General features: G+C 65.7%; 13 protein-coding genes. All 13 read right to left on the reverse strand.

All coding sequences use genetic code 11. The features are described from left to right. Positions 1-287: 287 nt before the first annotated feature. The 13 genes from ACLP9N_RS31085 to ACLP9N_RS31145 all read right to left on the reverse strand — a co-directional run bounded on the left by ACLP9N_RS31085 (position 288) and on the right by ACLP9N_RS31145 (position 10,930). Positions 288-794: a hypothetical protein gene (locus ACLP9N_RS31085; protein ID WP_442410982.1), complete on the reverse strand. Its 507-nt coding sequence runs from the start codon at positions 792-794 to the stop codon at positions 288-290. Between the two features lie 157 nt (positions 795-951). After that, positions 952-2,445, reverse strand: coding sequence for a terminase large subunit domain-containing protein (locus ACLP9N_RS31090; protein ID WP_442410983.1), 1,494 nt, complete (start codon positions 2,443-2,445; stop codon positions 952-954). Continuing rightward, entirely contained in the window at positions 2,442-2,729 is a 288-nt protein-coding gene (locus ACLP9N_RS31095; RefSeq protein ID WP_442410984.1) for a hypothetical protein, read from the reverse strand. Before ACLP9N_RS31095 ends, ACLP9N_RS31090 begins: the two co-directional genes overlap by 4 nt. 72 nt (positions 2,730-2,801) lie before the next feature. After that, on the reverse strand, positions 2,802-3,410 hold the full coding sequence (locus tag ACLP9N_RS31100; RefSeq protein ID WP_442410985.1) for a hypothetical protein: 609 nt from the start codon (positions 3,408-3,410) through the stop codon (positions 2,802-2,804). A 32-nt stretch (positions 3,411-3,442) separates the two neighbouring features. Next, positions 3,443-4,264 (reverse strand): hypothetical protein, encoded by an 822-nt coding sequence (locus ACLP9N_RS31105; RefSeq protein WP_442410986.1) that lies wholly within the window; start codon positions 4,262-4,264, stop codon positions 3,443-3,445. A gap of 12 nt (positions 4,265-4,276) precedes the next feature. Then, positions 4,277-4,963, reverse strand: a complete 687-nt coding sequence (locus ACLP9N_RS31110) for a hypothetical protein (RefSeq protein ID WP_442410987.1) — start codon at positions 4,961-4,963, stop codon at positions 4,277-4,279. Positions 4,964-5,259: 296 nt separating this feature from the next. Continuing rightward, positions 5,260-5,544 (reverse strand): hypothetical protein, encoded by a 285-nt coding sequence (locus ACLP9N_RS31115; RefSeq protein WP_442410988.1) that lies wholly within the window; start codon positions 5,542-5,544, stop codon positions 5,260-5,262. An 81-nt stretch (positions 5,545-5,625) separates the two neighbouring features. After that, positions 5,626-6,237, reverse strand: coding sequence for a recombinase family protein (locus ACLP9N_RS31120; RefSeq protein ID WP_442410994.1), 612 nt, complete (start codon positions 6,235-6,237; stop codon positions 5,626-5,628). Between the two features lie 17 nt (positions 6,238-6,254). Then, positions 6,255-6,650 (reverse strand): hypothetical protein, encoded by a 396-nt coding sequence (locus ACLP9N_RS31125; RefSeq protein WP_442410989.1) that lies wholly within the window; start codon positions 6,648-6,650, stop codon positions 6,255-6,257. Positions 6,651-6,818: 168 nt separating this feature from the next. Then, entirely contained in the window at positions 6,819-7,091 is a 273-nt protein-coding gene (locus ACLP9N_RS31130) for a flagellar hook-length control protein (protein WP_442410990.1), read from the reverse strand. Then, positions 7,088-7,561 (reverse strand): hypothetical protein, encoded by a 474-nt coding sequence (locus tag ACLP9N_RS31135; protein WP_442410991.1) that lies wholly within the window; start codon positions 7,559-7,561, stop codon positions 7,088-7,090. Before ACLP9N_RS31135 ends, ACLP9N_RS31130 begins: the two co-directional genes overlap by 4 nt. Positions 7,562-7,940: 379 nt before the next feature. Further along, entirely contained in the window at positions 7,941-10,298 is a 2,358-nt protein-coding gene (locus ACLP9N_RS31140; protein WP_442410992.1) for a bifunctional DNA primase/polymerase, read from the reverse strand. Positions 10,299-10,633: 335 nt separating this feature from the next. Beyond that, complete coding sequence (locus ACLP9N_RS31145; protein WP_442410993.1) at positions 10,634-10,930, reverse strand: hypothetical protein; 297 nt, start codon at positions 10,928-10,930, stop codon at positions 10,634-10,636. Positions 10,931-11,163 lie beyond the last annotated feature (233 nt).

Consider the following 11,163-nt stretch of genomic DNA (forward strand, 5'->3'; position numbering starts at 1 on the left):
TCCGCCAGGTCCGAGCGGCGGGCCGACAACACATGGCCGGTCCAGTTGGTGATCTCAGCGGTTGTCAAACCGCCTGGTGTCCCGTCGATCAGGAACAGCTTGATCTGCTTCCCGCTCATACGGAGACCGCCTCTCCTCGGTGGACGACATCGACACAGCCCGCCAAAAGTCTGTCAGTTTCCCTGATAGGCCGTTGGACTACCGTGCTTGATCGTCGGCAGACGTGGTCCCCGAATCTGGCTCAGCCTCGTCGGCCATGTTGGAGAACCCGAAAATGCCCGCGCCAGTTAGCCGCTGAAATGGTTCATCGCATCGTTCATGTGCGACAGGAATTCATCGAGGTCGGCCTGGCTGGTGCCTGGCCCGAAAGTCTGGCAGTGCTTCACTGCCTCGGCGATGTCGTCGGATGCCCCTTTGACCATCGCGCTCAGTTTCGGTTCCGATTCCGGGCCTGGCAACATGTCGGCGAACCTTCGTCCTACTTCACCGAGGCTTTCGCACGCCCCCCTCATCCCCTTGTAGTCTTCCGCCCTCATGGCAGTCGCCATCCAGCCGAGCACGCTTCTCCAGTCGTCGAATATGACGTCCCCGCGAGCGCCCCATTCCCTGATGGCCTCGGAGGTCCACTTCTTTGGCGAGGTGGATAACGTCGTGCTCGTCCGCGATGACGATGTGGTGGCCGATGATGTTGCGGATGTAGTGGTGCCGGGAGTTGCCGTCTGTTGACCACCGCAGCCGACGATTGTTGACGCCACCACTACGACCACCAGCGCAGTTAGTGCCTTCGCCCGCATGCAGCAGGAGCCTAATCCTGCGCGCTCGAATGATTGCTGGATTCGTTGAAATCCTGCTCGGCAGGAACCAGTCGATGTGGTGCCTCTGGTGTCGCTGCTGTCGTCAGCGCACGCAGTCAGTGATCGGCATGACCTCAGCACAGCCCTCCATACCGGGTCACAACACCCGCCGCCGCAAGAACTCGGTCATGGAGGTGACCGGGGCGCGGTCAGTGATGGACCCGGCGAGCGGGGCTGCGAACGACCACTGCTGACCTGTGCTGTGAACCAACGTGTCGAATGCAACGACCAAGGCGCTGAGGCTGTCGGGACAGTGCTGCCCCGCCTGCCACGTCACGGCCGCTTGCTCGAAATCGGGCAGATGCCCGGCCAGGCGACAGCTGCCAGTTTCGAGCCCTTGAAGCAGCGCAGCCGCCCGGGCCATCGCGTCACCACGGCCCCGCTGGCTACCGCGTGGCGGCCAGGCGGTGATGCGGATCGGGCGGTTCAGCTTGTAGCGGCTCAGGGCCTCCTTGACGACTCTGGTGTAGGTGGCCCCCGCCGCGAACGCCTCCACGGCGATCTCACTTGCCCCGACATCAACGGCCAATTCGACCGCAGCCCGGGCCCACGCATCAGAGGTCAGCACAGCCGACTTGTCAGCGATGACGGCGACGACACCCTCGGCGGTCAGTGAGCACGCGATGATGCCTGCGGCGTCGCCCTCTCCGGAATCTGCCGGGTCTACGCCGATCACGGTAAAGACGGGATGCGTTGGGGCACAAGGCATTCTCCAATTATCCAACCAAACAGCCTTGACCAAACCGCCTTCCGGCGCGGCGGGGACGCCCTCGTACATGCTGTACCAGACCCGCTCACCCGACGTGCGCCGTATGGCCGCGAAATGCTCCGGCGTGTACCCCAACGCCGAAATGAACGCCACGCCCGGCTCGCGGCCCAGCGCATCGGGGATTCCGGCCTCGCTCACGGCGGGAATGTTGGTGTGCCGCCAGACATCCGGCTCCTCGCGCAGCAGCACGCCCGCCAGGTCATCAGGGTGCCACCTGCTCATCACCAGAAGGATAGAGCCGCCAGGATGGACACGGCTGGCCAACGAACTACGGTATTCATTGAGGATTCTGCGACGGTGCGCGACGCTTTCAGCTTGCTCCCGGTCCTTGACAATATCGTCCAGAATCAACAAATCTGCGCCGAACCCAACGGCACCCGAGTTGACGCCTTGGGCCAATAATTTGCCAGCGTGCCCGTCCACCGTCCAATGCCCGACACTGGTCTTATCCGGACTTAGCCGGATACCTAAATAGTCGGAGTGCTCGTTGATGATCCGCCGAGCCGAGCGCGAATGATCTTGGGCAAGCTCATCACTATGGCCGATCACCATAATTTGCATGTCCGGGTTTCTCGACAGTGCCCAGACGACGGTCCAGATCGCCAGCAACCGTGACTTCCCAGTTCTCGGACTTGTGGACACCACGTCCCTTTGGGGCTCGGTCACCGACCGCACCGCCAGGTTCGACAGAAGCGAAATCGTTGGCGTAACAACGAATTTCGGGTCCAGCAGTTTCGCAAGCTCCGCCGGAGTCTTCGGACGCTGCTTAGCCCGCTGCGCCGCCAGCGCACGGGCAGCGACGAGGGTCTGGATCGCGGTCATGCCACCAGCACTCCTCGCACGCGGCCTTGCGCCTTGTACCTCGCCGCGATCTGCCGGTCAAGCTCGTCGCCGAGACCGACATACGGCCGGCCTCCGAGCTTTAAGTGATAGACCTTTCCGGCCTCATGCAACCGCAGCATGGCCCGCTCTTTGGCCCAAAATTCTCCGGGCACCTGATGGCGAATCACGGTCCAGGGCATCAGTTCCTCTCCGCTCGGGGCCAGCGCCGCGAGGATGGCTTCTTCGAGCTGTTCGTCGGTCAATTCGACGGTGGTGGTGGACATAACCTTGGCTCCGGTTTCTTACTGTTGGGTGGTTGGAGCCGTGGGTGCGGTGGTGAGAGTCTAGGTGGTCGCTTACGCGACGGGCCGCGTGATGACGAACGATCCAGGACTGCTCCCGCTCAAGATCGTCGACCGTTCAATTCCGTTGTCAGAGGCCGGGATTCCGAGCGCCTTGCAGACATCGGCGTGGGTGACACAGTTGTCGCTGAACAGTTGCTTGGCCACTATCCCAACCGCCGTGAAACATCTTTCCAGCAGCGGCACCACGTCGGAACCCATAGCCGAACCGCCGGCAGCGCACAGAGCGTCACGGTCCTCGCGTCCGATGCCGTCGAACGCGGCGGTCAGCTCGCGGCGCGTGGGCCGACGTTTCATACGGCCCCGCACCTGGCTGTACGGCCCGGCGTAGGCGATCGCCTCGGCGCGGCCCGGTGGCAGCAGGTCGAGCGTCGTCAGGCCGGTCGGGTGGCCGAGCGTATCGCCCTGGCGCTCACCGTCAGTCACCGTCGCCGAACAAAGCTGACCGCCGAAAACCACAGCAGCTACCGAGTGACCGGCTTCGTGCCAACAGAGATCAATTCGTGCGTGCTCGTGCTTAATCACACTGTCCAGCAACGGCATTGGCACTTTGTTCCGGTAGGTCAGGTCCGCGAGCCGGTCAATTGCGGTAGCGGTAGTCATCGGTCACCTCTCGTTATTGATGTTGTGGCCCGTCACGCCGATCCCACGACGAAGAATCCGGTAATCGTCACGGCTCCCAGATTTGCCTCGCAGGCCACAAGCAAATTTCGCTCCGCGATCGCGATGAACGTATTGGTTTGCGGCTCAATGCTTTCCCGTAGAACTACGGCGTCGCGCCAACCATAAAGCGGACTCGTCCCGACGATCTGGTCACCCAGGCCCTCGGCATAGCCGCCGCCGAAACACCACCTGTGCCCGCCGGGCGTCTTTTGTACTGACCCGGAGCTGACCAGCAGCATGGACTGCGCTGCGACCGCCTGCCATTTCGGCGAGGCGTGAATCACACCGACAGTGTTCGAAAGCGCGAAGGCGGTCTCCAATAAGGAGACGGCCTCGACCAGGTCGGCAGCGTCGGAAGGGATTCCGGCATCGGACAACAACCTGGCGCTGAATTCTCGCTCCAATGCCACTGATTCCATGAGCTGAAAGTTCTGCGCGGCGCGCTGGCGTACCTCGGCCATTGACGCGGCGGTCAGGTCGCCGCACTGGTTGCTATCGAAGGCGTACAGCGTGACCGCCGTGAACGGGTCCGGGATATCGGGCCGGGAGCCCGTCTTGACCTCGTCGCCTTCACCGGAGCCGAGCTGATCCGGGCTCAAGCACCAGTCCGAGCCCCACACCCCGAAGCTGTCGGCTCCACCAAAGTTGTGCGGCCGGACACGGACTCCTTCGGCGATCCAACGGGTCGCCCCGGTTTCCTCGGTCCAACTTGTGCAATTCACCAATCCGCCGGGAGCGGGATTCGCCAGCGGCGCGTCCCAGGTGATCGGCAAAAGCGTCTGTTCGACGGTCATGGTGTGGTCCTCCTAAACCTGAATGTCCAGCGCGGCCAGCTTGGCTCGCGCTGCGTCGGCCTTAGTTGCCCCGATTGCGTTGCGCTGCAGTGTCTTCTGCGGTGCCTCGGTCCGGCTTAGGTGCTTGCTGAACGACAACACGGCCAGGTCCACCTCGCACAGTGCGCTGACGACGATCTCACTGGCACTGGGCGCGCCGCGCAGCTCGTATGCGTTGGGTGGATGGGCACGCCTGAGCAGCTCGGAGAGCGGCTGGGACCACGGGGCGACGTGATCGGTGAGCACCCGTGCCCATTCGCCCGAGGACAACATGCCGTCGCTGATCGCGGGCGGGGCCGGCCGCTCGGTAGCGTCTGCGAGCCATTTGAGCATCTCGCTGCGCTCCTTGAGCGACGGCAGGTTCAGGTGCGCCACCGTGCGCTTGTGGTGGGCGGTCGTGATCCCGTCGGCGACCCGCTGAACGAGCCGGTGGACAGCGGTTGCCAGCTCATCGACATCGGCCGCGAAGACGGCCGGCGCTTTGGTGATGCGCTTCGCCAGCGGCCGCAGGAGGTCGTCGATCTCCTGGAGCAGATCGAGGCCCTCGGTATACACGATGGGCAGGTGCTTGCGACGGCGTGCTCGTTGCTCAAGCTGGATGGTGTAGTCATCCTGATCGGCTGCAGCGGCTTCGTCAAAACGATGCTTACGCGGTCTCACGCGCGGTCATCCCTTCCGGTTGCCGGGCAGGCCGGAGCGGGCGGCGGCGTGATGACATTCGGTGCCTACTCCGGCCGCCGCCGCCGCCCGCAGATTGAGGGCCGCGAGAGATGGCGGTGGACAGGAGAGTCTCGGCACCATCCCTCGCAGCGGCTTGTGGGAGGCGCGGGAGGCGGCGAAAGTGTGCCAGACTGCCAGCCTCCCGCGCCCGGTCCCCGCGAAGGGCCACGGTGAGAGAAGGAGTTCACCGATGCGAGCTACGGGCTCGGCCCTGCGCAGGTCTGTAGTTGAAATCATCAGTGGGCCACCGTCTCGCGCGGCCCATATCGGGGGGCCGGCTGCTCGTATTGGCGTGCTTTGGCCAGCGCCGCATCGGCAAAGTCCTTGGTGATCAGCCCCGAGGCGACCGCCTCGTCAGCCAGCTTCTTGTAGCTCCAATAATCAAGGCCCGCATAGCATTTCACGACGTGAGGGTCGTCGTCGGGGACGCTGCGTGACTTGTAGGCGGCGAGTCTTGCCTTCCAGCTCGCCATCGAGATTGTCGACAAGTCAACCGCCGCACCGAAAACGTCATCGCTCATAGCCCCCAAGTCTAGCTGCCGGGAGTGCGAGCTGCCAAACGTGGAAGCTACAAAGCCTATGCGGGACAGGGGAATTGGTCGTCAGGCGGTCGCCTCGGCCAGCAGCCGGTACATGCTCGGCGTAGACATGCCGAGGGTCTTGGCGATCTCGGGCACCGGCTCCCCGGCCGCTCGGAGGGCCTGTGCCTGACGGAGTTGATCGGGCGTCAGCTTGCGCGGCCGGCCGATCGGCAGGTTGCGGGCCTTACGCGCCGCCTTCGCAGCAGCCTGCCGTTCGTGCAGCAGTTCGAGCTCCAACTCGGCCAACGAGGCGAGCACGCCCGCGATCATCCGGCCGGTCGCGTTCGACGTGTCGATGCCCTCCCGCAACGAGCGCAGCACGATGTCCCGCTCGCCGAGGTCGCGGATCGTCAGCATGACCTCGGCAGCGTTGCGCCCGAGCCGGTCGATGCCCTTCACGACGATCACATCACCCGGCCGGGCGTAGTCCAACAGCGCCGCCAGTCCCGGCCGCTGTTCTTTGGTCGAGGTCCCGGTCAACTTGTCCGAGTACAACCGCGCCGGGTCGACGCCGGCCGCGTGCAGGGCGTCACGCTGCTGATCAAGCGACTGGTGGCCGGTGCTGACGCGGGCATACCCGAGCAGCGCACCGGTTTGGGCGGTGGTGATGGCTGGGGCGGTGTCGGTGGTCATATCGCCGTCGCCGGGCCTCACTGCTCAAGGCCCTTCGCGTCGGCTTCCTTTGCGGCTCGGCGGGTCCGTCTCACTTGCGAACGGTGGCTCGATACAGCTTGAGGTGACCGGCGCAGGAGAGCAGCGGCCTCCACACACAGCAAGTCCTCCCGCAGAGCGATCCGCGTCTCTGCTGGTGTCCACGGTGATCCCGACCGGGAGGTGTCCAGTGCTGCCCGTACCTCCCGCACACGGGAGGAACGCCGAGGGTATGCGGCGCGGCTGCGGCGGAGGATCTCGTCTCGGTTGGCCTCGTAGTACTCCCGCTGGCGGCGGTTGATCTCATCGGGGTTGGCCCTGTACCGCTCCCGATTACGGCGGTTGATCTCGTCACGGTTGGCCGCCGTGGTGGTGGTTGCTGTGGTGGTGGTCATACCCTCAAGTCTATATCGAAAGTGCGCGCAAAGCTATAACGATAACGATAGGACTTCCAATAACAGTGACCAGCGACGATGGCCGTGACGTGCGGCGTAGGACGCGCCACCTTGAAACTTTAGTTTCGATAGGGGCCGACAAGAACGCGGGGAAACCCGCGTGCTGCGTCAGTCGGTGGCTGTGGCGCGCTTAGCTACGCTGAGCCATTCCTGTAATTCGTGGACTCCGATACCCCCGGCCGCAAGGACGCCTCGGGCGACCTCGCACTGCAGCGGCCAGAGCGGGTCGCCCTCGCCGACGACCGTGGCGAACAGGGAGCGGCAATCCGAGACCGCCTCGGCTTCGAGCGCGGCCGGCGACAGCGCGCCCTCGGCCACGTCGCGGGCCACCGAGGCTGCCGCCTTGATGATGTCGTCGGGAGTGGTGTACGGCGTGCTCACGGGACTACCTCGCCTTCGATGATGTTCTGGTTGGACCGCGCCAGCGCCAACAGGTCGGCCTCCATGCGGTCGATGATCGCGGCCGGCGTCATGGACACGCTCACGTCGACCTGCTGCGTAGGTGGCGGCGCGTACAGGCCGAGCAGCTTTGACAGCTCGATGGTCGTGCCGCGTATCTCGCGGGCGAACAACGCGACCGCCTGGTCATCGTCGCGTCGGGCGGCGTCGGCGAAACGGCCCAGCAGCACCGAGTCCACGATGCGCAGCCGGTCGACTGCCCGCCGACGCGCCGACTCGACAGACTCCGGCGGGTGGCGGGAGTCGAGCCGCTCCACCGCCTGGGCCGCGGCCTGGCGGCTTCTGTACCCGCACTCAGAAGCAACCTCAGCCCAGGTGCGCTGCATAGCGCGGAGCCGGGCCGCTCGCTCGGCGCGCTGGCGGCTATCTTCGCGGTTTGACGTAGCGGCCATGCCGTCAACATTATGTCAACCACCGGCAGCGCGACGGCAGCAATTCCACCCAGCCGAGCGGACGGCGAGCAAGAGTGCGGAGCAAGGGCGCTCGCGCGCGCGTAGACACCGCGCTCTTACGCTCTTGCGCCCTTCGCAAGTCTGTTCGAGCGGACTTGTAGGAGAAGAAGGTAATTACCTCCCTCCCCAAGAGAATGCGTGCGCTCTTGGTTCCGTGGAAATGCCTCTGACCAGCCAAGAGCGCAAGGGCGCAAGGGCGCGGGTCTACGCGCGCGCGTGAGGCGCGCTCTTGCCATTGCGCACGCTGATAGCGACACAACCGCTCCCCAAAGCAAGGGCGCACCCGGATGCTTAGCAATTGCTTAGAGACGAGGGCGCACTATTCGTCGTCGCCCTCGTCCACCGTGTCGCCCTCGTCGGGCGTCGAGGGTCCAGGGAACGGGTTGACCGTCTGCGGCTCCACTGCCGGGAACGCCACGATGTTGTCCAGTGGTGGGTCCACCGGCGTCATCCCGGCTTCGATCTGCGCATCGGTGGCCCAGTACCAGCGATCCTCGGCCCGCACCGAACGGATGTGAGCCGACTGCTTCGCACGCTTGACACGATCCTCGGAGAACCCGGCCCGCTCCGCTGCGCTGTAACCCGGAGCTGCCCAGCGCGGCCCATCGGCCAGATAGGTGCCCAGCCACAGGGCCACCTCGGCAGCACCGCCGCCGCGACCACCGCCACCACGGGCCTGCTCGCGCAGGATGTCGCTGACGGTGCGATCGGTGGTCCCGGTGATCTCGAAGCGAGCAGCGTCGGCAGGGCTGCCGGAGTCGGTGACGACCTCATCGACGGCGATCCTGTAGTTGACCGACCAGCCCTCCGGCCCGGCCGAGTTCTTCGCCTGCGTCATCACCCGGTCGTCGTTGGTGTCCTTGGCGAGCCCGAACACCGCACGGGCGACCTCACCGAACGCCGACGAGCCCTGTATCGCGGCCACCACGTCAGCGCCGGGTGCCTTGATCAGGTGGGCGACGCCGATCACCAGGCCGTTGATCTTCTGGGCGATGCGCGCCCACGGTTCGAGCACGTCGCGGACCTCGTTGTTGCGGTAGAGATCGACCTTGCCGTCGATGGAGGACATGAGCGGATCGACGATCACCACGGTGACGTTGCCGACGCAGAACGCTTCGATCAGCGCGTTCTCGTCCTCGGCCGCGAGCAGTCTCGTGGCCATGCCACTCTTCTCGATGAAGACCTTCATCACCCGGTCAAGGTCGGCCCCGGCGGCGCGCAGGCCCGGCTTGACGATGTACTCCCATGATTCCTCGGTGCCGACGTAGGCGACGTTCTGCGGCTGGCCATGGAAGCACCCGGCGTGGGTCCCGGTGGTGAACCCGGCAGCGAACCAGCGCGCAGCGGTGGACTTTCCCGCACCGGGACGGCCCGCCAGGGTGACCAGGGTTCCGAGCATCATCCGTCCGTGTCCGTCGTATTCCCATGCCCACGTCGGTGCGTCGTCCTTGATCTGCGACACCGGCATCAGGATCACGACACGAGCGTTGCTCGGTGGTGCCTTCTCCTGTTCGTCGCCCTCCTGGCCACTGGGCGGGTGCGACCAGTCGGTGCGCTCGTCGCCGAGCAGGTTCACGGTCACCGGATCGGGAGTCGGGTCACCAGCAACCAGGTGCAGGGCTCCGTTTGCGTGGCGGTCGAACTCGGCGGCGGCTGCGGCTTCACCACCATCGCGGTCCTCGGCGACGGCGGCGATGTAGACCTCCCGCAGCGCCGCCCCGGCGACCCGCACACCGGGTTCGCCTTGCTCGCCGTAGCGGACCAACGCCAGTACGTGATCGCGCACGGTGTCGAACCGGCTGGGGCCGTAGCACGCCGCAAGGGCCTCCTGGAGCCGTGCCAGCACTCTCGGCGACATCGCCCCCTCGGTCACCGCGCCGTCCTGGACGACTTGGGTCTCGGCCTCGGCTTGGGTGCCGCCGCTGGGAGCCTCGGTCGCCTTGGTCGTCCTGTTCGTGCCCGGTGCCAGCTCTGCCAGCCCGTCCAGCCACCCGGCAGGGAGATCGGGTGCGTCATCAACCGCCGGAATGTCGGTCGGCTGGCCGTTCTCGTCGAGCCACTGGTAGAGGCGGCCCTCCGGGTGGATCGACGGCCTCGCGATCACGTAGCGGTGATGGTGCTGGATGATCTCGATGTCGCCGGTCTCGGTGCGGTCGTCCAGCGTCAGCTTGATGACCCCCGGCAGCACCGTGCCCGCCGGGACGCGGTAGAGCCGGATGCCCGACACCCCGTCCTCGCGGCTGGTGGAGCGCACCGTGGGCGGCAGCTCGCCCCAACGGGATTGCGCCTCGGCCAGTGTGCGCCCGCCGGTCTTGTCGCCGTAGGCGTCCACGTCGATGCCGATCACGGTGTCGGGCAGCCGCAGCGCGATGTTGCCGTAGGGCTTGGTCCTGCCCCATCTCGCGATCTGCTCGGGTGTCGGCACCTTGCCGGTGTGGCCGGTGTAGCCCTTCGGCGGGTCCTTCTTCTTCCCCGGCGGTAGTGGTAGTACACCGACCCAGCCGCGCTCGGTGTAGAGAGGAACCGCAGCGGCGTAGCCCTCGACCTCGACCCGCTCGGCGGGAACGTGGCCGTTGCCGCTCGGGTCGCCTACGACCGCGCCGTTGGTGGCCGGGTCACCGGCACCCGCAACGCTGCCGTCGCCAGCGGGGTCGGCCGGTGTGGCAAACTTGTCCATACGATCTCCCTCCTCGGGGTCGTGTTGTGTGGTGGGTGCCGCCCCGCCTGGCCCTGGCCGGGGCGGCCCCGTTCACTTCTCCCCTTTTGCCGTTCGCTCTCGAAGGCCAAGCCACGCTTCGCAGTACCAGTGCAGGTCGGCATTGCAGTGCGGGCAGCGACCATCGCTGGTCGGCCCGATCATCGGTCCGCGTGGGTCGTCGGAGCACCGCTGGCCGTTAGCGGCCCACAGCCGCCGGTCGCAGTGCGGGTTCGGGCAGTGAGGGAAGTGCGACCACGGCGCGGGCTGGGGAGAAACATCCGATGCCCAGGTGACGGCGAGCCGCTGTGGGGTGTTCATACCGCGCCGCCGAGGACGGCGCGGATCTTCGCGGCCTGGTCGGCGCTCAGCGGCGGCGCGTCGTCGATCAGCTTCTTGATCGCGGCGCGATAGGGGTCAACGAAGTACCCGTGTTCGCGCAGCCAGGCTTCGCACTCGTCGACCGGGAACACCCGGCGTGTGGCGTCGAGCCTGAAAAACGGCAGTCCCTCCTCGATGAGACGCGGGAGGGAGCCGGGGGGAATGTCGAACCGCTCGCAGAACGGGCTGGCGGTGACGAAGTTGGGTGGGACGGCTGTGGATGCGGTGGACATGCGCGGACTCCCGAACGTGTCTCGTTCGAGTTTCGCGGTTCAGTCCGCTGTCCCCGGTTGTGCCCATGCCGCCGGTTCGCGGTGCGAGCGACGCGCCAACTGGGTGCGGTCCCTATGCCGTGCGCGTTGGATCAATTATAAATGGCACCAATGTGATTCGCCAAACGCCGGCTTGACTCATGGAAACTGCCCGCGAAACGCCTTCGGTGCCTCACGTAAGAATGCCCGCGAAA

Origin of the sequence: Mycobacterium sp., from assembly GCF_052144515.1 — a bacterium.
Lineage (GTDB): Bacteria > Actinomycetota > Actinomycetes > Mycobacteriales > Mycobacteriaceae > Mycobacterium.